The sequence below is a fragment of the Spirosoma daeguense genome, assembly GCF_054776875.1.
In genome coordinates this window covers 374,784-394,108 of record NZ_BAAHBF010000003.1, presented here as the reverse complement: position 1 = coordinate 394,108, position 19,325 = coordinate 374,784, and the positions used below count along the sequence as shown (strand labels likewise).

Sequence of the window (19,325 nt, the reverse complement as noted above, 5' to 3'; positions counted from 1 at the left end):
AATCGAATTACTAATTTGAGCATTGTCTGATTTTTCGGCGGACTTCATCGGTATCTTTCAGCACCTGCGCCAGTTCGAACCAGGCTTTTGCTCCTTCTAATTCATCTCGCTCGAAATAGCTTTTTCCTTTATTCATTACGTAACTATAGGCATTGTCGGCCTTCGCCATATCTAATGCATGTTCTTTGGCCAGTTCCTGCGCCTTCGCAAAAGCCGCCTTCGCTTTTGTTTTATTGTTGGTATTGGTAACCGATTTCAGGCCATCATCAATCAGTTGATTATACGTATTCTGATGCTCCCGTTTCTCTTTACCTTTTTTTTCTTTAAGCTCTTCTTCAGTTTCGACAGGTGTGGGTTTTGTTATTGGCAGAGATGCTACGTCTTCATTTTTGGGTTCAGCAACCACAGTTGAAGAGCGCGGATTATCCGACGCTTTTTTCTCCAGTTCGTTTAGGGCGGCCTTACGTATTCCGGCAATGTCCTGACGAGCGGGGAAACGTTTCAAGGCTTCGTCTGCCACCGAAATGACCCGTGTATAATCGTTATTACGAAACGCTACTGAAGCCTGTTTATAATAATCATCGCCTTCTTTTCTCGAATCTTCTGTTATTACGTTCGGATTAGGGAGAATGGTCGCCTTCTGTTCTTTCACAGATATAGGTACGTTTTCATGGGCAGGCAACGTAGCGGTAGACGGTGTTTCCGGCTCGCGCTGAACCGGAGTCTGTTCAGTACGTGTAGTTTCTGTCGATAACGTAGTGGATGTTTCAGGTTCTTTTCCGTTCAGATACCACATTAACCCTCCAGCGAAAACAGCCGCCGACAAACCCATTTGCCATAAAGCAGGTCTTGACAACGTTTTCCTAGACGTAACACTTCCTGCCACAGGCAAAGGCTTCGCAGCCGTACTCAACCTGATAGGCGATTTTACTACGTCCTGTTCAGAAGAGTTCAATACATTTGAGCCTTGATCGTTGCCAATCGGTTTAATTGGCTTTATATAAATATCGGTTCGCTCTTCGGGCTGGTATACATCGGTTTGTTCGATGGGTTCAACTATGGCTTTTGGCTGAAGTGCTTTGAGACACACATCCAACCCACGAGCGGCTTCGACATTGGCTGACTGTTGCTGTAAAACCTGCTGATACAATTGCTGCGCTCGTGCAAATTCTCCTTGTCGACAGACTTGGTGCGCTTCATATAACAATGCGCTAATTTGCTGTTGAACCTGCACAGTTTTGCATTGCACTACCCCTTTTTTTGCTTCTACGTGGTTGCTACGTTTCGAAAGCACCTTTTCAAAAAGTGAAAGTGCCGACTCATATTGTTGCGCAGCTAAAAGCGATTTTGCCTCATGCATTAACTGCGGAATCCGGTCGAGCAAATCCAGCAATTCTTCTTCTTTCCGAACCCGCTCGTGAATATCGCGAACCAAGCACCGTCGGATAATGGTTCGGTATGGTTCCTCAATCTGGTTTACACGTTCGGGCAACTGAACTGTTACAATTTTCTTTTCGATTTCGCGTCGAACTGACTGTTCGCTGCTATTTTTCAGATCGGCCCGAAACGGTTTTTCGCCAACCAGCATTTCATACAGAATAACCCCGAAAGCCCATAGATCAAGGTTAAAACTTACTCGACTTCCTTCAATCTGCTCGGGTGCTTTGTATGATGGAGTACCCCGGCCATCGCTCAGATCGAAGTCGGAACTGTCCAGTTCTTCGTCGCTTACTAGTTTGCTCAGACCAAAATCGGCAATCTTCGGCACAAACCGCCCAGCATTATCACGCGAGATAAGAATATTGGCTGGTTTAAAATCGCGGTGTACAATCCGATGGTTATGCAGATGCTGAAGGCCTAGAAGAATGCCTCGGGTGATGTCATAAATCTGGTTAGATGTGAGTTTTTGGTGGTGAAGCAAATCGGCCAGATTGCCATCCGAATAATATTTCATGATGGCAAAATCGCTCACACTGGTATCGGTTTCTAGCCGGTAACACGCATCATAACGGGCAATGTTTGTCTGTCGCGGAACCCGTTTTGCTAGCTCTACTTCGGCCCTGAGAGAGCGGGCATCGTTGCCTTTAAACTCACTAATTTTAATGGCAACCCATTCGGTTTCGACCTGATCTTCGACTTTTATTACCCGCCCATAGGAACCGCTTCCCAAAAACGCCCCTTTGTCGTTGGGGCGAATGGGATACCTCTGCCTGAAGTCCTGAAAAGAGGTAAACGTTTGATCCATATGGTTTACTTTGCGTAAACAACAAGTTACAACTCAAAGATAAGACAAAGGAAGATTATCCGAAAATTGACCATAGAAAACAGGTGTTTGCCGCCCACGGGTTATCTTCTTTACCCGTGGTGCTACGTATTGATGCAGCTCACGTATCGTCACAATCTGATTTCCATCCAGATCGGCCAGTCCTTTCAAACCATTCAGCATAAAGTAGGTGAACGCCCCGCCACCCAACCGGCCAGCTTCTATGGCTCCCTGCGTAGATCGACTAGCCAATAACATAGCCACATTTTTCTCGGTGCTGACGCTACGTGCTATGGTTTGCAACGTAGTGGTCTGCGATGTTTGCTGTTTGGTCATACTTCCCGACAGACAAGCATCGGCAATGCACAGTTTCGTACTTGCTTCCGACGCTCGAAAAGCGGCTTTAATATCGGCATGGGTCAGCAATTTATGCGTATCGCCCGGCCAGTTATCGTAAGGCACAAAACTGTCGGACATACCATGTCCTGAAAAGTAAAAAATAACCTTATCACCGGCTTTGGCTTGCTGAAAAAGTGATAAGGCCTGATGAACAGACGAATACGTAGCATTTTTATTCGTTAATAGCCGGATGTGCGACGACGGTACGTCCCCACCTGTTTTACTTTGCAAAAACGAGACAACCTGTCGGGCATCCTGATCGGCAAAGCGTAAATCGCCGGTAGCATACGAAAGTGCCTGATAATCGGACACACCCACCACAACGGCATATGTTTGTCCCTGCGAAACGGTTTTCTGGCAACTCAGCAGAAAACTTAACCCTACTAAAAGTATCCTGTATATCATTTCAAACTGTTTCCACAGAAAGTGCTACGCATTGAATACCAATTAGATATGCGGAATAATTATCTTTCGTCTGTTCTTCACAAGCTCGCTGCACGAGTTGTATTTTCACAGAATCTGGCTCGTCACCTGCCAATATTTCAACCAGTAACTGATCGGTCAATTGCTCCAGAACGCCATCGGTACATATAAAAAAATAATCGCCGGGCCGAACGTCAGTTACTAACACTACGTCTGGAGTTGAACGATTGGCTGATCTGTTTTGCTCACCTGATCCTGCAACAATCGCCCGGCTCAGCCGATTTCGCCAAGGGTGCGTTGCTATTTGTTCCGGCGCAATAATTCCGGCTTCAACCATTTCATTGACCTGCCGATGATCCTGCGTTCGGAAAATAACTTTGCCGCTACGTATCTGATACACCCGCGTATCGCCCACATTGGCAACGGTAATACCCTGATTATGAATCTGTAAACAAGCCAATGTTGACCCCATACGACCTACGAGCGGGTGCTGTTCCAGATAAGCACAATACGCATCATACGCCTGACTTATAGCCACTTGTATGTGAACACTATCAAGTACAGGAAAACCCATTCCCGATACGTAGCGGGCCACCGTATTGCAAAGCAACTGGCTGGCCACTTCGCCTTTATCGATCCCCCCCATGCCATCGCATACAATAAACAACTGTGTTTGCTCATTGGCCGTATCGACAGCCGGATACAAAGCGTCCTGATTACTTTGTCGTTGGCCAATGTGCGAAAAGGCTAGCGGCAAAGCAGTTTGAATAAGCATTGATTACTGTGTTTGGTCGGGATTGAATACGGTCTGAATTTTATGTGCGTCAAGAATTGATTGGCTTATCACAGCGTGCGTTAACCGAAAACGATCAACACTACCCAGTGTTATGATGCCTCCGTCTGCTACGTCGACCAACTCCGTTTTTGCCAGTGCATTCCCGTTTAATTGAGTACCGTTCATGCTTGGCAATATGGCCTGTGTAGCGGGATCTATGGTTCCGTCCTGAAGCTGATAACGTAGCTGACCTGTCCATTTATCGAACGTAACGGTTAGCATGCAATGACGTCGGCTGATAAAACAGCGACCATTGTGCATGATACGTTCAACCTGAACTGTACACGAACTGGACGTACCGATTACGTTAGCCCCGAATTGCAGCGAGTACGTTTTAGGAACATTACCCAGATACGTTAGCTGACCAAATGATGGTAAATCGGTAATCAGATTTTCGTCGTAATGCACATCGGTTGCCAGCACATTCATTGTTCCGCAGCCTGTGTGTGAACAGATAATCGAACCGCGTTCCATATCGGCCGTTCGCACCATAATTCGCCGACCACATTGCTGGCAGGAAATAAGAGACGTTTTGAATTTACTCATGAAATTTACTCGTCCATATCCTGCACATTCCCATTGTTGATATACGTAGCATCGTCGGCTCCATAATCAGCCGGACTATCATAATCGGAATACTCCCCTACTGGTTTTTCGGTAGTTACGTGATCAGCCGGACTGCTTGGCTGCGGTTCGTAAGCAGGTAGATCGGCTTCGAGAATATCGTCCACGATTTCTCTTGACATGCTTTCTTCGAGTGCCTGATTAAACTGCTCGTTACTAAGTACAAACGGTTGATCCAGCCGCTCAACGCCCATCAACTCGCCACTCAGCGAATCATAACGATACAACGTATCGAGTCCCTGCGTATCACTGGTATCAACCACTTGATACGTATTGCCATCGGCCCCATCCAGCACAATTGAATCAATAACACCATCGAGATCAAAATCGAGGCCTATCACGGGTTGTCCATTCAGATACCCTTCGATTAAAGTAGGCTTTATATCGGCTGTTGTAGTTGCAGACTGAGCGTGTGCCGTTGTTTCAGAAGATGCTACGTATACCTTAATCGGAAGTTCCTCCTTGGTAATCATCTCCGTATACTCTTGCCGCTGTTGCAACGACAGGCTACTCCATTCTTCTTTTTCGAACGTATTGTACCAATGGCCATGCCAGCTAAATACGCCCCCCATCTTAACCTCATCACGAGCTGCTTTAAACGCCTGCTCAAAGGTCATATCGTCCTTTACTTTCCCAGCGACGTCGATGTCTGCCGGAATTTCTTGTTTGGCGATTATAGTAGTGCCACCAGTTTCGTTGGTTTCACTGTCTTTACCTCCTAGCCCGTCTTTATCTTTCTTCTTGGTAATTTCTTGGCTGATAGCCCATGAAACCCCGCCCAGCAAAAGCGCAGCGGCAGAGATACCTAACATTTTTTTTCGATCAGGAGATGCGCTGGAAGATGGAATTCTTGGTGACATAGACATGGCGTCGGTCTGGAGGTCAGTTTGAGCGGAGAAGTCGGACATAGGTTTTACAGATTACTGATTGATAGGTGGGTTTATATCGGGAATGATTGAAAAAGGTAAGTCAAAAAGGTAAAAATTATTTTACCCAGATCGCCTGACAACGGCGGCAGGTTTTCTGCTGGGCGAGTAAGTCCCATTCTCGTGAGCCGAATGGGTCGCGGCAGTCTGGATTCGGGCATCGGTATTGCTCCCGATATTGCTTGTCCAGCACCTCCAGTTTCTCGTCTGTCGATAAAAAGCTGGAGCATAAGGTTGGCACCAATACACTTAAACCAGCCCCCGATAAAAGATGCAGTACAGGAGCGGCCGTTCCGCCAGTTGCCAGAACCGCACTTATGCCAACTACCGACGATAGAATTACGCTGCCGGTACGTATCATTTTATCGCGATTCCGGCAATCACGACGTAATTTGGGATAGTGCTCATATACTTGCTGTAAACCAGCAAATTGATACGTAAAATCGAACGTATCGACGGGCTTCCCTTCTTCTTTCTGAGGATCTACAGGATCATATACGGGATCATTTTTGCGCAATTGCAAAAGTTGATCAACGGTATACGTAGCGTCGGCAAGCTGAAGCTTATCTGCAGTATCAATTAATTTTCGTGTGATGCGATTATCGTTCACGAAAACGCCATTCTTACTAGCTAGATCTTCGAGCAGAAATACGTTTGGCGCACATTGAATTAATCGGGCGTGCTGGGTGCTTATCTTCGGATTGGCAATAATAATTCGATTAGCCGGTCCCCTACCAATGGTATAAATAACGCTTTGTGAAAAATCGTCAATCAATTTTTCCAGTTGGCTGTTGCTGATAGGGTCAGATGGCGAAGACATGCAGGATAGATAGGCAAATAACTAAGCAATATAGAGAAAAGCTTGTAATCTACACAGGATCTGACGGCGAGTTATTCACAATTTTGAGCACTCGGCAATATATAAAGTCACATTAAATCCTGCTGTAATCCTGTATTTGTCAGATGGTTTTGGCTTCTCTCCAACTTTCAGATAAAACACGAATAATGAATATAAACGATGTTTATATTTGCGCCGTTTGGTTCCGCTTGTAAACCAGGAAGGCGAAAGCCTGCTATATGGAAGATAAGAAGCATTTAGATACCGTTTCAGCCGCTGGCCTGCTGGTGGCAATGGGTATCATTTATGGCGACATCGGTACGTCGCCCCTATACGTACTACGGTCAATCGTAGGCACTACCGAGCCCATCCGGGCTGAAATCGTCCGAGGAGCGCTCTCCTGTATTTTCTGGACGGTTACGTTACAAACCACCGTCAAATACGTTATCCTGATTCTAAGGGCCGACAACCGGGGTGAAGGGGGTATTTTTGCACTCTACGCACTGGTACGTCGGCATGCCCGCTGGCTCACCATTCCGGCTATTATTGGCGGTAGTGCTCTGTTGGCCGATAGTATCATTACGCCCCCAATTTCGGTTTCATCAGCCATCGAAGGATTGCGGATTCTATATCCTCACATTCCAACAGTGCCAATCGTTATTGGTATTCTTACCATTCTGTTCCTGATTCAGACGTTGGGTACCAGTGTTGTCGGTACAGCGTTTGGGCCTATCATGCTGGTTTGGTTTACCATGCTGGGTACGCTCGGGCTTATTCATATTTTGGACGATATTACGATCCTGGCGGCCATTAACCCGATGTATGCCTATGATTTTCTGACGGGCTATTCAGGCGCTTTCTGGTTATTAGGGGCGGTATTCCTCTCAACAACGGGCGCCGAAGCACTTTATTCAGATATGGGGCACTGCGGGCGGTCAAATATCCGGGTGAGCTGGATTTACGTGAAAGCCTGCCTCATGTTGAACTATTTTGGGCAAGGTGCTTTCGTTGAAAGTTTGATCGGTCAACCACTCGGCGATCGAAATCCGTTTTACTCACTGATGCCCGACTGGTTTCTGATTATCGGTATTTGCGTGGCTACAGCCGCCACTGTTATTGCCAGTCAGGCTATGTTAACCGGCGCGTATACCCTTATTAGTGAAGCCATTCGACTTAATTTCTGGCCTAAAGTTCGACTTCGCTATCCATCTAACCAGAAAGGTCAGCTTTACGTGCCTAGTATCAACTGGCTGCTTTTTGCCGGTTGTATCGGCGTTGTTCTTTACTTTCAGGAATCGTCGCAAATGGAAGCTGCCTATGGACTATCCATTACGTTAACTATGCTAATGAGTACGGTCCTGTTCAGCTACTATATGTATTCACACAAGTACAATGCGTGGTTGGTTGCCTTATTTCTGGTATTTTATGTGGCGCTAGAAAGCTGCTTCCTGGTTGCCAACTTAGCCAAGTTTATGCATGGCGGCTGGGTGTCGGTCTTGATTGCCGGTGTTATGGCAGCTGTTATGATTATCTGGCTAAGGGCATTCCAGATCAAACTCCGATTAACCGAATATGTCCGCATCGATCAGTATATACAGGCAATCAAAGAACTAAGTCGCGACATCAGTATTCCGAAATATGCTACGCACATAGTATTCATGAGCAATGCCGCCCGGCAGTCGGAAATCGAATCCAAAATTATTTACTCCATCTTCCAGAAACGGCCTAAGCGCGCTGACATTTACTGGTTCGTACACGTAGACACAACTGACGACCCGTATACGATGGAGTATAAAGTAAATACCATTGCTCCCGACGATGCCTACAAAGTGACGTTCAAACTAGGTTTCCGAGTCGAACAACGTATCAACCTGTTCTTTCGGAAGGTAATCGAAGACATGGTAAAAAATAAGGAAGTGGATATTACGAGTCGCTACGAATCGCTTAGCCGTCAGAACGTTATCGGTGATTTCCGTTTCGTTGTACTCGAGAAATTTCTCTCCTTCGAAAACGAATTACCGACCACCGAGCGGTTGATTATGAATCTTTACTTCAATATTAAAAGCTTCACTACGCCCGAAGATCGCTGGTTTGGTCTGGACAGTAGTTCCGTCAAAATCGAAAAAGTGCCGCTGGTAATCCGCCCAGTCGAAAACGTACAACTCAAACGTATCACATCATAAATGAGCGAAAGAGTGAATGAGTAAAAGTGCGAAGTTCTCGTATCAGCCACTCTTTCGCTCTTTCGCTCTTTCGCTCTTTATTTATGAAGATTCTTATCACCGGCGGAGCCGGATTTGTTGGGGCATCGCTGGCCATTTCATTAAAACAGAACTACCCGCAGTATCAGATTTTTGCGCTCGACAATCTGAAACGTCGCGGTTCAGAATTAAGCCTGTCGCGGCTCAAAGCGGCTGGAATCGAGTTTCTACACGGTGATATACGTAACAAGGAAGATTTTGATACGTTACCGGCTGTTGATACGGTGATTGAAGCATCAGCCGAACCCTCTGTATTGGCCGGTCTCGACGGTACGCCCGATTACTTGATCAATACTAATCTGTTTGGTACGGTCAACTGCCTGAATTATGCACTGAAACACAAGGCTAATTTCATTTTCCTATCGACAAGCCGTGTGTATCCGATCAAAACCATCGAAACGCTCAACTTCGAAGAAGCCGACACCCGTTTTGTCCTGACGGACAACCAACCGGTTCCGGGCGTATCGTCAAAAGGAATTGCGGAGAACTTTCCGCTCGATGGTGCACGCTCACTTTATGGCACCACCAAGCTGGCGTCGGAACTGCTGATTCAGGAATATAACGAGTTTTACGGGCTGAAAACCGTGATTAACCGTTGTGGCGTCATTACGGGTCCGTGGCAAATGGGCAAAGTCGATCAGGGTGTTATGGTGCTTTGGATTGCCAAACATTATTTCGAACAGCAACTGGCGTATATAGGGTACGGTGGCACCGGCAAACAAACCCGCGATATGCTTCACATTGCCGATCTATATCGCCTGATCGACTGGGAATTACATCATCTGGATAACGTAAACGGTCAGATTCTGAACGCAGGTGGTGGCCTAGAAAGTAGTGCCTCGTTGCAGGAGCTAACTAAAATCTGTCAGGAAGTAACCGGCAAAACGATATCGATCAAACAGGTTACCGAAAACCGGGCCGCCGACATTCGGCTTTACATTACCGACAACACCAACGTAACAAAATTAACCGGATGGAAACCGCAACTCGGCATCCGCGAAATCGTAACGGACATTCACGACTGGCTTGATGAAAACCGGGCCGCTCTTGAACCGATTCTGAAGTAATTCCTATCATAGATTAGCCTGAAACTGTCAATCTCATTCTGGGTTGGCAGTTTTTTTTATTTCCCTTTCACTCGAATAGGAAACTATAAGCGACTGATTCTTTTGTATCTTTCTGTCGCTACAAGTGTAAGTTGTACTACGTAGTGACTATCATCAACATCATGAAAAAGCTCCTGTACGTATCGATCCTAATTCCGTTAATACCAACTTTATTATTCGCACAAAAACTCAAGCCGGGCTTTGATAAAGCTGAGTATATCGAGCTTCTTAAAGTGTCAGCTCGTTTTGGTGATTCGGCCTATGTGAGTGCGTTTCCGGTTCCAAAACAATTCAAACCCGTTTATCGCTCACCCACTATGGGCCTCGACAATCGGTGGGATTTATGGACCAATAATCAGGGGGTTGCGGTACTAAGTCTTCGGGGAACTACGGCCAATAGCGTTAGCTGGCTGGCGAATTTTTATGCGGCTATGGTACCCGCAAAAGGCGAATTGCAAGTGAGTGATACCGATACGTTTCGGTACGAACTGGCGTCTAATCCACAGGCTGCTGTGCATGTTGGCTGGCTGATCAGTACGGCTTTTCTGGTAAAAGATATTCTCCCCAAAATCGATTCGAGTTATAAAGCGGGTACTAAAGACATGATTATCATGGGGCATAGTCAGGGGGGAGCGATTGCCTATTTGTTGACGGCTTACCTAAAAAATCTGCAAACAAAAGCGCAACTTCCGACCGATATTCGTTTTAAAACGTATTGCAGTGCTGGCCCAAAACCAGGAAATCTGTATTTCGCTTATGACTATGAAGCGTCTACACAGGAGGGCTGGGCTTATAACGTAGTGAATTCGGCGGATTGGGTACCGGAAGTGCCGTTAACGGTTCAAACGGTCAATGATTTTAACCCGACCAATCCATTTGCGGGTGCGCCTGCGCTTATCAAAAAACAAAAGCTACTAAATCGTATTGTGTTGAAACACGTATACAACAGCTTGAGCAAACCTTCGCTTAAAGCACAGAAAAACTACCAGAAATACCTCGGAAACGTAGCGGCTAATACGATAAAGAAAAACCTCAACGGCTACGTATCGCCTAAATATTACAACAGCAATCACTACGTCCGAACGGGCACTACCATAGTGCTACGTGCCGATAGTGCTTACTTCGCCAAATACCCGAACAGTCAGGAGAAAGTTTTTACGCATCACTTCCACCCGCCTTACATGTATCTGGCCGAAAAACTACCATAACGCCCTAATCTCCGATTTTTCGATTATTGGTTTGCCGCAATTTTTACCGATTGTGGTTGATTAGCTACGTTCGCCATCCACTTGCGAATAATATTTGCCAATGGACGGAACTCTATCAGAAACCCATCGTGACCATAAAGCGAGTCGATTTCTTCGTAACTGGCATCAGGAATATGGCGTGCCAGAAACTGCTGTTCTGAAGGAGGGAACAACAAATCGGACCGGATACCGACAACCAGCGTCCGCGATTTAATCTGGCCCAATGCATTCAGAATGCTTCCCCGGTTTCGGCCCACATTGTGCGAATCCATCACCTTTGAAAGTGTCCAATATGTAAAGGCATTGAATCGGTCGACCAGCTTTTCGCCCTGATACCGCTGATAACTAGCCGCTTTGTATTCGTCTAGCTGTTCATTGTTGTCCAGAGCTTGCGTAAAGCCATACGTATCATAATTCCGATACGAAATCATCGCCATCGCCCGTGCCGCTTTCATACCATTGCTTCCGGCATCGTTACGTTGTTCGCGCCAGGTTGGGTCAGCTTCAATGGCCATCCGCTGCGCTTCGTTGAAGGCAATACACCAGGGCGATGCCACAGCACTGGCAGCAATTAAAATTAGGTTTTGAATGAGATTGGGTTGAAGAATAGCCCATTCCACAGCCTGCTCACCGCCAACCGATCCGCCAATACAGGTGTGAATTTTTTCGATACCTAACTCCTGACGTAGCAAATCCATAGCCCCTACCATATCGCGAATGGTAATGGCCGGAAAATCATGGTAATAAGGCTGTCCCGTTGCCGGATTTGGTGACAGTGGCCCCGTTGATCCATAACACGACCCCAATACATTTACGCAGACAATAAAATCCTTATTCGGGTCAAAATATTTGCCCGAACCTACCATTCCACCCCACCAATCGCCTGCATCGGCATTGCCCGTTAACGCATGACATACCCAGACAACGTTCGAATGACCTGATGCTACGTCGTCAGATTGTAAGGCACCACGTGTTGTGTAGGCCAGACGGAAACCAGCCAGGCTCTCGCCCGATTCGAGCGGAAAAGAGTATTTGTAATCGAAGTATTGTAAGTCCAACGAAATTTCTATTTCACGTTTCAGGCGTTACGTTTCAGCTTCATGAGCAACTGAAACGTAACGCCTGATCCAGTTTATACACGTACCGTTTCGGCAATCTTCGCAAATGCCTGCTCGAAATCAGCTTTAATATCGTCAATATATTCGATGCCTGCCGACACACGTAGTACGCCCGCTTCAACGCCTGCGGTAGCCTGTTCTAACTCGCTCAGTTGTTGGTGTGTAGTAGCGGCCGGGTGAATAATCAGCGTTTTTGAGTCGCCAACGTTAGCCAGATGACTCACTAGTTTAAGGCTATTTACGAACGTATCAGCCGCTGATTTATCGCCTTTGATTTTGAAACTAAATACGCCCCCAAAACCGCGTTTCAGGTATTTTTTAGCTAGTTCATGATACGGGCTACTTTCCAGACCCGGATAGTTGACAAACTCAACCTGCTCGTGTTGTTCGAGCCACTGGGCTAGTGCCAGCGCGTTCTGCACAGTACGTTCTACACGTAACGATAAGGTTTCTAAGCCCTGCAACAGAAGGAATGAGTTGAACGGGCTAATGGCAGGTCCGAAATCACGTAGTCCTTCAACACGAGCCCGGATAATGAACTGAATGTTGCCAAATGGTCCATTTACGCCAAAAACATCGCTAAATACCAACCCGTGATAGCCTTCCGACGGTTCGCTAAACTGCGGAAACTTGCCATTCCCCCAGTTGTAATTTCCACTATCGACAATTACTCCGCCAATGCTGGTTCCATGACCGCCAATCCATTTCGTCGCCGATTCCACTACTACAGCAGCACCGTGTTCGATGGGTCGGAACAGATAACCTCCAGCGCCAAACGTATTATCAACAATCAAGGGTAAATCAAGTCCTTTTGCGAGAGCCGCTATTGCTTCGAAATCAGGAATATTGAAACCCGGATTCCCGATGGTTTCGAGATAAATGGCTTTTGTATTCTCGTCAATCAGTTTGGCAAACGCTTCGGGCTTGTCGCCATCGGCAAATCGCGCTTCAATACCCAACCGCTTAAACGACACCTTGAACTGATTATACGTACCACCGTAGAGGAAAGAGGTGGTCACGAAATTATCGCCCGCGCTAAGAATATTGGTCAGCGCGATAAACTGAGCCGCCTGCCCCGACGATACTGCCAATGCCGCCACGCCACCTTCGAGCGCAGCAATTCGCTTCTCGAAAACGTCGGACGTTGGGTTCATGATCCGGGTATAAATATTACCGAATGCTTTTAGCGCAAATAAATCGGCTCCGTGCGCCGAGTCATTGAAAACGAACGATGTGGTTTGATATATAGGTACCGCCCGTGAATTGGTTGTTGGGTCGGGCTCCTGACCGGCATGCAACTGAAGCGTATCGAAATGAAGTTCTGACATGGTGAAAGGTTTTGTTGTTATACAGATATAGAGTTTTGTAGGAATAGAGCTGGCTGGTGTAGGAAACGTTACAATAGTATGACCATACAACACTACAGCACAAAAAAGCACACGAAGAACTCTCCCGTTTTCGCGGCAGTGGTCAGAGGAAATTTAGCTGGCCCTGAAGGGCATACAGCACCGGATGTAGAGCATGTTAATTTCGATTTATAGTCCCTAAAATGCTTTTAGGCAGGAGTTAGCACCTTGCCATGTGGTAGGTTGCCAGCGGTTCGCAGAGCCTGATCTCTCCCCGCTTCTGTATAAATCAATTCGCGTTAGAAGACGCGTAGGAATTGACTTGATGGCGCAAGTATACTAGCCAAATAATGGGAATCCAAACACTAGAAGCTTTTTCTGATCACGAACAGATTTTTTCGGGCTTAATCGTAAATCGCTTCTTGATAAGTCAACGGATTGTTTACTTTTGCAGTAAGACTCACCGCCGTCATGAATCCGACTTACCGTTATAACCGCGATAATGCTACCCGAGTAGCAGGAACCACAACGTTAAAGGACGCTATCGGTCAGTTGTTGAAAGCGTATCAACTTCAGGGACGCTTCAACGAAACCTACCTCGAAGCGTTCTGGGGCCGTATGATGGGGCCAGCTATTGCTTCACGTACCAATCGGCTCTACGTTCGCGACCGTAAACTTCACATCGAAATTTCGTCAGCACCGCTACGTAACGAACTCGTCAACGCCAAACAGAAGTTGATTCAACTTGTCAACAAAGACATGGGGACCGACGTTATCGACGACGTTATTTTTATCTAGCCAATTCTTCCTGCATTACCTGTTTTTCGGGCATTCCTTTCCAGATTGTCCAGTGCAAACGTAGCCATACGAATAGTAGCGGCAATACCATTAGGGCGTATTGATTCACGTAATGATCGCGAATATAGGCGGGGAAAATATCGGTGGGCGAGAAACTGGAAATCAGCAGCGCAAACGCCAACAACAGGTTATCCAGCGATGTTTTGGCCGATACGACGTACCAGATTGCTACACCTGTAAAGCTGATGATAAACGTGGGCGATTCGAAACCGGTGCTGGCCAGATTCAGGAATAACAGTGTTGAGGCTACTATGCTCAACTGAAACCGAACGTTCTGATACAGGTTTGTTTTCAGGTAAGCCGTCGCAAAAATCAGCAATCCGGGAATAATAAAGTATAGATTAGACAACGTAGCGTCGTGAAACAACCGACGAAACATACCCATTACACACACGTCGGTTCGGGTATTGGTCAGATCAACATTTAGCTGATTTTTATAAGACAGTGATTCGTACCAGTCATAATAACACTGAATAGTGTAATCGACGCCTACAAATAACATGGGCAACGTAACAAATACGATTGTCGATAGAATTCCCCCCACTACGTAGCGCAGCTTATTCTGGGCGAACGGAAAAAATGCCAGCCCAACTACACCATATAATTTAATCAGCGTCCCAAGCGCTACGTTCGCAGCTGCCCGAACTTCCTGCTGTTTGTGCAGTTGCGTATACGACAGAATAATCATACCCACACAAATGTGATGAAACTGAGTATTTAGCAAACACGTGTACGACGTATTAAGTACTAGCCAGCTTACGATGGCCCGTTGCCGATTGGTCAGTGGCAGTTCGTAAATGGTGTAAAGCAGAAATAGGGAATTAAATACGTTCCATAACGTAACGCTCAGGAGCGTCGGCATCCAATAGAACGGAGCAATCAGCAACGCGAAAATGGGGCCGTAATGATAGGAATCGAACGTTTCAGCCGGGTATTCCAGAAACAGATTCTGGTGAGCCAGCAAATGTTTGAAGCTGTTGATGAACAGCAGAAAATTATTGATAAAAGCCCCCGGCTCTCCCAGATAATATTGCTTAACGCCCGTCAGAACGCCCAGTAGCGTCCAGATAACCAGAATAGTACGTTTATTGAAAAAGAAAGGATGCTGGAAAAAGTGTGTCATGTAGTTGAGCCCTCAGCGCTATATTCCTAGCAATCTGATCAGGCAAAACTACAACCGACGACATGTTCAATTGATTAACACGTCATTAATTTCCTTCAGGTAAGTAGATAACCTGCTACGTATCAGCCGGTTTAATCAAAACTTTATCAGCAGATTCTTACGATCTTTTTGAAGCGTTAGCGGCTCGTTCGTAAACTGAGCATTCAGGCCGACTTTGCGCGCAAGAGCGAGCCATTGCAGTTCGGGAAGTTCCAGAAAGCCGTTTGCTTTTCGTACTTCGTGATAGGATGAAAACCGTAATTCAAAAAGCAGTTTCATCATCGCGAACAGCCTGCCCTCCCGCACGGATTGATTAACAATGCTCACAATATCTTTGATGATTCCACCCCCAACCATAATATCACAGATGAGTGCTTTCGCTCCCGGAGCCGCCAGTTGTTTGATGTTACGTAGCAACTTCTCTACTTCATCGGCATTTCGGTAGTATTGTACTACGCTCATCACGATGATAATATCAAACTGCTTATTGGCTACCGGACTGAAATTCAGATAATCGTCGGGCGACAAATCATGAAAGAAAACAGTCGGATGATTGGCATGCTTGTCACGACCCATTTCGTTGTAACGCTGCGAAATATCAATTCCATGAATTTCGGCAACCCGGTCGTGCCAGGCGTCTTCCAGATTACCCGGCCCCGAACCGATATCCAGCACCCGTTGCGTTTTCGACAGGGTTACGTATTTCTCAACCTTTGCCAGAAAGTAAGCATAGTTGTTCGACATGGCATTGTCGAACTTATTTTCTTTTTGCCAAAAATCCAGCCAGGTTGACGCCATATCACTCGTTACGTTAGTTCTTTTATAAGTTAAGAATATACTGGTACATCTACCTCGCGACGCGCCTGCGTTGCCGACGTCGATACGTGCATTAAGTAGATAATTCTGAACCAGATTAATACGCAGGGAAGCGCTTTCAATACGTAGGGTTTCACAAACTGCTCACGCAGAAAAACCGGAAAAATATCGCTCGGAGAAAAAACCGTGAGTATCAGACAACTAATTAACAGAACCCGGTCAAGTATTGTTTGCGGACAATAAAACCACCAGAGCACTACGCCCGTTACGGCCGTGATGTAGGTAGGCGACTCAGCCACCGGATTGAAAATAACCTGAAAAATGAGTATCGATGCCACCATCTGCAACCGAAAGGTGCGTTCTGTAAACTTCTTTACGTGTGCATAAACCGTACAGAACAATACTACCCCCAAACCGATAATTACAGGCGTTGCTACGTCGGGCGAGATGAATACGTGAACCAGCCGGTGAATAGACGTATTGGCCCATTTATCGCCGTCCGATTTGATGAACAGTTGCGTAACCCATAGCTCATACTGCATGTAGAGCTTATCCGGCGACGTAAACAGGATTGGTAATATCCCCAGAACAACTCCCCAGATAAGCAACGATCCTAGAAAACGAACTTTACCGGGATAGAGTAAAAACAACGCAGCCGCAACCAGGCTGTAGATTTTGATATTGAATCCAAGAATGATAAAAAAGGCAGCCCAGAAGGGTTGGCGTTTTTCAAAACAGAGAAAAACAAACAGGGGAATGGCAGCAATAAGCGGATTAGTCTGGCTGTTGACAAGCGATGTGAAAAGCTCCTGTAAGCTGAACCAGTAGGCAAATACTTTCTGCTGATGCGTAAGCGGCATCCGATAAATGGCCCAAACCCAGACACCTGCAAACAGAAAATGCCAGATAAATAGCCCTGCTGAAAACGGCAACGCAAACACGGGCGAAAACAAAGCCGCAAACGTAGGCGCGTAATGATAATGGTCGGAATACTGCGCCGGATAGAGCGAATACATGCTTATTCCCTCAATCAGATGCTGGAGCGAGTAATAGAAAATTTTATAATTATTGGAGCCCGATTTAAAAACGATCCGGCAACTGGCAAACAGCGTTAAGGCTGTATATACACCGAAAATAAATCGATAGTCACGAAAGATGGGCTTTCGAAAAAAAGATAGCATCAGAAACAGACGTTTGTTTCACCTAATCCACCTTATCTGGTGAAGGTTATTTTCTATTTATTGACAACGCTACGTTCAGTACCAAGCTGTTGCATAAACTCACTCATGGTGCTAAACTCACCCAGCGGTTTTAAATAACGTAGCAGTTGTTCAACCCGGTCGAGCAGTTCATTACGCGAATGACGACGAACGTAGGTTGGAATTTTCTCGTAAGCTGCCAAATCGGTAAACTCCCAGGGGTGCACATACAGATTCAGAAAACCGTCTGCTTTGAGCGTCTGGCGGCAGAGTTGTTTGTAATAACTAAACGGAAAATTCTTCAGACTTAACCAGAATAGGGGTAAACGTAGTGTTGGCGTAACAGACGCCGGAATCTGCCAAACGCCCGACTCCCGAAACGGGTGTCGGGGTTCGCCCCAATGATTATACCGACCCGGCAGCCAGGTCGGATGAAGCGACGAATTATATTGATAACCAGCCTGCTGTACGTCGTTCGGATCGACAAAGCCCATTCGCGCCCGCCGAAAACCCAGAATCGGCTTTTGCAGAAGTTCTTCCAGCGCCAGCCGGGATTTAAGCAAATCGGCTGGTTCGAACGTAGTATGGTAATAGCCGTGCGAAGCGATTTCGTGATGTTGCGAAAGCCGCCGAATCAGACCCGGTTCATGGAGCGCGTAGTTAGCCGTTGTAAACAACGTAGTACGGGCACCCACCGCGTCGAAGCGTTCGGCAAGTGGTTTTAAACCGCGCGTCGATACGTCTATTTGCTCGCTTAATGGAATATCATGACCAAACTCAACAGCCGTATCGAACTCCTCTACGTCAACGGTAAATAAAATATGTCGTCTTCCTGTTCGTTCGGGACTTGCCATTTTGTTACGGTCTCTTCGATCTCACTTGTATCGCTGATGATGTAGGCAGGTCGCCCTTTTACTTCAACAAACGTTTTTCCTAGATAAACGCCGATGATGCCGATCATGATAAACTGCACGCCACCAATCAGTACAGAAAGTACAACCAGCGTGGTCCAGCCCGATACCGTAGCGTCGGTAAAGAAATATTCGTAGGTAGCTTCGGCACCAAAGAGCAGCGCAAACAGCGACATGCCAAAGCCTAATAATACCGACAAATATAAAGGCTTGGTGGAAAATGAGGTAATCCCCATTGCCGCCAGTTTCAGCATTTTGCGGAATGAGTACTTCGAACGGCCAGCATAACGAGCGGCTGGCTGATAGAGAATCCGGCATTGCTTAAAGCCAACCCATGAAATGGCTCCCCGCAAAAACAGATCGTTCTCTTTGAACTGTTTCAACGTATCGACCACTTTACGGTCGAGCAATCGAAAATCAGCCGCGCCATCTTCAATTTCCAGACCCGATACGCTACGTAACAGTTTATAGAATTGAGTCGACGTAGTACGTTTGAACCACGAAAGTTTCTGATCGACTTGCCGAACGGTATATACAACTTCGTATCCTTGCCGCCATTTTTCGATGAGCGCCGGAATCAGTTCGGGAGGGTGTTGAAGGTCGGCATCGAGACAGATAACAGCTTCACCACGGGCATTGTCATAACCAGCCCTTAGCGCCATCTGATGGCCGAAGTTGCGTGAAAAAGAGAGGAAACGAACTACGGGATAAGCTTTACTGAGCTGGCGAAGTACATGACGGGTCTGATCGGAACTTCCGTCATCAATAATCAGAATCTCGTAAGACTTGTACTGTTCCATTACAGCAATGAGCCGATGAACCAGTACAGGCAAATTTTCTTCCTCATTAAAAGCGGGTACAATCAGACTAATCATACCTGATTCCAATCTCATAATTTTTATCTTAAAAAGAGTTACGGCAGGCTTTCTCAAAGCGTCCGCTAAAATAAGTAATTTTACTTAATAATTTATCACTATTACTTAAATTTAATTA

The 19,325-nt window shown here is 46.3% G+C and carries 17 protein-coding genes and 1 riboswitch; of the genes, 4 read left to right on the top strand and 13 right to left on the bottom strand.

Annotation, left to right across the window (positions count from 1 at the left end; genetic code table 11):
- Positions 1-10: 10 nt before the first annotated feature.
- The 6 genes from ACYVD4_RS10685 to ACYVD4_RS10660 all read right to left on the bottom strand — a co-directional run bounded on the left by ACYVD4_RS10685 (position 11) and on the right by ACYVD4_RS10660 (position 6,290).
- Complete coding sequence (locus tag ACYVD4_RS10685) at positions 11-2,245, bottom strand: serine/threonine-protein kinase (protein WP_460945308.1); 2,235 nt, start codon at positions 2,243-2,245, stop codon at positions 11-13.
- 33 nt (positions 2,246-2,278) lie between these two features.
- Positions 2,279-3,067 (bottom strand): caspase family protein, encoded by a 789-nt coding sequence (locus ACYVD4_RS10680; protein WP_460945306.1) that lies wholly within the window; start codon positions 3,065-3,067, stop codon positions 2,279-2,281.
- 1 nt (position 3,068) lies between these two features.
- Positions 3,069-3,860 (bottom strand): PP2C family protein-serine/threonine phosphatase, encoded by a 792-nt coding sequence (locus tag ACYVD4_RS10675; protein WP_460945304.1) that lies wholly within the window; start codon positions 3,858-3,860, stop codon positions 3,069-3,071.
- A 3-nt stretch (positions 3,861-3,863) separates the two neighbouring features.
- Complete coding sequence (locus ACYVD4_RS10670) at positions 3,864-4,466, bottom strand: FHA domain-containing protein (RefSeq protein WP_460945302.1); 603 nt, start codon at positions 4,464-4,466, stop codon at positions 3,864-3,866.
- Positions 4,467-4,471: 5 nt separating this feature from the next.
- Positions 4,472-5,452, bottom strand: coding sequence for a hypothetical protein (locus ACYVD4_RS10665; RefSeq protein WP_460945300.1), 981 nt, complete (start codon positions 5,450-5,452; stop codon positions 4,472-4,474).
- Between the two features lie 76 nt (positions 5,453-5,528).
- The gene (locus ACYVD4_RS10660) at positions 5,529-6,290 is read right to left on the bottom strand and encodes an FHA domain-containing protein (protein ID WP_460945298.1); all 762 of its coding nucleotides are present in this window, start codon (positions 6,288-6,290) and stop codon (positions 5,529-5,531) included.
- A 257-nt stretch (positions 6,291-6,547) separates the two neighbouring features.
- Here ACYVD4_RS10660 and ACYVD4_RS10655 point away from each other — a divergent pair, with 257 nt between their 5' ends.
- The 3 genes from ACYVD4_RS10655 to ACYVD4_RS10645 all read left to right on the top strand — a co-directional run bounded on the left by ACYVD4_RS10655 (position 6,548) and on the right by ACYVD4_RS10645 (position 10,883).
- Positions 6,548-8,491, top strand: a complete 1,944-nt coding sequence (locus ACYVD4_RS10655; protein WP_460945296.1) for a KUP/HAK/KT family potassium transporter — start codon at positions 6,548-6,550, stop codon at positions 8,489-8,491.
- An 83-nt stretch (positions 8,492-8,574) separates the two neighbouring features.
- Entirely contained in the window at positions 8,575-9,636 is a 1,062-nt protein-coding gene (locus tag ACYVD4_RS10650) for an NAD-dependent epimerase/dehydratase family protein (protein WP_460945294.1), read from the top strand.
- Positions 9,637-9,797: 161 nt separating this feature from the next.
- A complete protein-coding gene (locus ACYVD4_RS10645; RefSeq protein WP_460945292.1) occupies positions 9,798-10,883 on the top strand; it encodes a lipase family protein in 1,086 nt (361 codons plus the stop codon).
- A 23-nt stretch (positions 10,884-10,906) separates the two neighbouring features.
- Here the strand turns inward: ACYVD4_RS10645 and ACYVD4_RS10640 are convergent, their stop codons facing one another.
- On the bottom strand, positions 10,907-11,980 hold the full coding sequence (locus ACYVD4_RS10640; RefSeq protein ID WP_460945290.1) for a homoserine O-acetyltransferase family protein: 1,074 nt from the start codon (positions 11,978-11,980) through the stop codon (positions 10,907-10,909).
- A 74-nt stretch (positions 11,981-12,054) separates the two neighbouring features.
- Positions 12,055-13,368: an O-acetylhomoserine aminocarboxypropyltransferase/cysteine synthase family protein gene (locus ACYVD4_RS10635; RefSeq protein ID WP_460945288.1), complete on the bottom strand. Its 1,314-nt coding sequence runs from the start codon at positions 13,366-13,368 to the stop codon at positions 12,055-12,057.
- A gap of 204 nt (positions 13,369-13,572) precedes the next feature.
- A riboswitch (SAM riboswitch) is annotated at positions 13,573-13,677 on the bottom strand.
- Positions 13,678-13,857: 180 nt separating this feature from the next.
- On the opposite strand from ACYVD4_RS10635, the gene ACYVD4_RS10630 reads away from it, so the two are divergent.
- A complete protein-coding gene (locus ACYVD4_RS10630) occupies positions 13,858-14,184 on the top strand; it encodes a DciA family protein (protein ID WP_460945286.1) in 327 nt (108 codons plus the stop codon).
- Here ACYVD4_RS10630 and ACYVD4_RS10625 read toward each other — a convergent pair.
- The 5 genes from ACYVD4_RS10625 to ACYVD4_RS10605 all read right to left on the bottom strand — a co-directional run bounded on the left by ACYVD4_RS10625 (position 14,177) and on the right by ACYVD4_RS10605 (position 19,225).
- Positions 14,177-15,367 (bottom strand): glycosyltransferase family 87 protein, encoded by a 1,191-nt coding sequence (locus ACYVD4_RS10625; protein ID WP_460945284.1) that lies wholly within the window; start codon positions 15,365-15,367, stop codon positions 14,177-14,179. The two genes, ACYVD4_RS10630 and ACYVD4_RS10625, sit on opposite strands and share 8 nt — an antisense overlap.
- Before the next feature lie 135 nt (positions 15,368-15,502).
- A complete protein-coding gene (locus ACYVD4_RS10620; RefSeq protein WP_460945282.1) occupies positions 15,503-16,204 on the bottom strand; it encodes a class I SAM-dependent methyltransferase in 702 nt (233 codons plus the stop codon).
- Positions 16,205-16,233: 29 nt separating this feature from the next.
- Positions 16,234-17,403, bottom strand: a complete 1,170-nt coding sequence (locus ACYVD4_RS10615; RefSeq protein WP_460945280.1) for a glycosyltransferase family 87 protein — start codon at positions 17,401-17,403, stop codon at positions 16,234-16,236.
- A gap of 53 nt (positions 17,404-17,456) precedes the next feature.
- Entirely contained in the window at positions 17,457-18,275 is an 819-nt protein-coding gene (locus ACYVD4_RS10610) for a polysaccharide deacetylase family protein (protein WP_460945278.1), read from the bottom strand.
- The gene (locus tag ACYVD4_RS10605; protein ID WP_460945276.1) at positions 18,221-19,225 is read right to left on the bottom strand and encodes a glycosyltransferase family 2 protein; all 1,005 of its coding nucleotides are present in this window, start codon (positions 19,223-19,225) and stop codon (positions 18,221-18,223) included. Before ACYVD4_RS10605 ends, ACYVD4_RS10610 begins: the two co-directional genes overlap by 55 nt.
- Positions 19,226-19,325: the final 100 nt, after the last annotated feature.

What these genes read in the sequence shown, in the direction of transcription:
- ACYVD4_RS10685 (WP_460945308.1), bottom strand. Translation starts at nt 2,245, where the DNA reads ATGGATCAAACGTTTACCTCTTTTCAGGACTTCAGGCAGAGGTATCCC.
- ACYVD4_RS10680 (WP_460945306.1), bottom strand. Translation starts at nt 3,067, where the DNA reads ATGATATACAGGATACTTTTAGTAGGGTTAAGTTTTCTGCTGAGTTGC.
- ACYVD4_RS10675 (WP_460945304.1), bottom strand. Translation starts at nt 3,860, where the DNA reads ATGCTTATTCAAACTGCTTTGCCGCTAGCCTTTTCGCACATTGGCCAA.
- ACYVD4_RS10670 (WP_460945302.1), bottom strand. Translation starts at nt 4,466, where the DNA reads ATGAGTAAATTCAAAACGTCTCTTATTTCCTGCCAGCAATGTGGTCGG.
- ACYVD4_RS10665 (WP_460945300.1), bottom strand. Translation starts at nt 5,452, where the DNA reads ATGTCCGACTTCTCCGCTCAAACTGACCTCCAGACCGACGCCATGTCT.
- ACYVD4_RS10660 (WP_460945298.1), bottom strand. Translation starts at nt 6,290, where the DNA reads ATGTCTTCGCCATCTGACCCTATCAGCAACAGCCAACTGGAAAAATTG.
- ACYVD4_RS10655 (WP_460945296.1), top strand. Translation starts at nt 6,548, where the DNA reads ATGGAAGATAAGAAGCATTTAGATACCGTTTCAGCCGCTGGCCTGCTG.
- ACYVD4_RS10650 (WP_460945294.1), top strand. Translation starts at nt 8,575, where the DNA reads ATGAAGATTCTTATCACCGGCGGAGCCGGATTTGTTGGGGCATCGCTG.
- ACYVD4_RS10645 (WP_460945292.1), top strand. Translation starts at nt 9,798, where the DNA reads ATGAAAAAGCTCCTGTACGTATCGATCCTAATTCCGTTAATACCAACT.
- ACYVD4_RS10635 (WP_460945288.1), bottom strand. Translation starts at nt 13,368, where the DNA reads ATGTCAGAACTTCATTTCGATACGCTTCAGTTGCATGCCGGTCAGGAG.
- ACYVD4_RS10630 (WP_460945286.1), top strand. Translation starts at nt 13,858, where the DNA reads ATGAATCCGACTTACCGTTATAACCGCGATAATGCTACCCGAGTAGCA.
- ACYVD4_RS10625 (WP_460945284.1), bottom strand. Translation starts at nt 15,367, where the DNA reads ATGACACACTTTTTCCAGCATCCTTTCTTTTTCAATAAACGTACTATT.
- ACYVD4_RS10620 (WP_460945282.1), bottom strand. Translation starts at nt 16,204, where the DNA reads ATGGCGTCAACCTGGCTGGATTTTTGGCAAAAAGAAAATAAGTTCGAC.
- ACYVD4_RS10615 (WP_460945280.1), bottom strand. Translation starts at nt 17,403, where the DNA reads ATGCTATCTTTTTTTCGAAAGCCCATCTTTCGTGACTATCGATTTATT.
- ACYVD4_RS10610 (WP_460945278.1), bottom strand. Translation starts at nt 18,275, where the DNA reads ATGGCAAGTCCCGAACGAACAGGAAGACGACATATTTTATTTACCGTT.
- ACYVD4_RS10605 (WP_460945276.1), bottom strand. Translation starts at nt 19,225, where the DNA reads ATGAGATTGGAATCAGGTATGATTAGTCTGATTGTACCCGCTTTTAAT.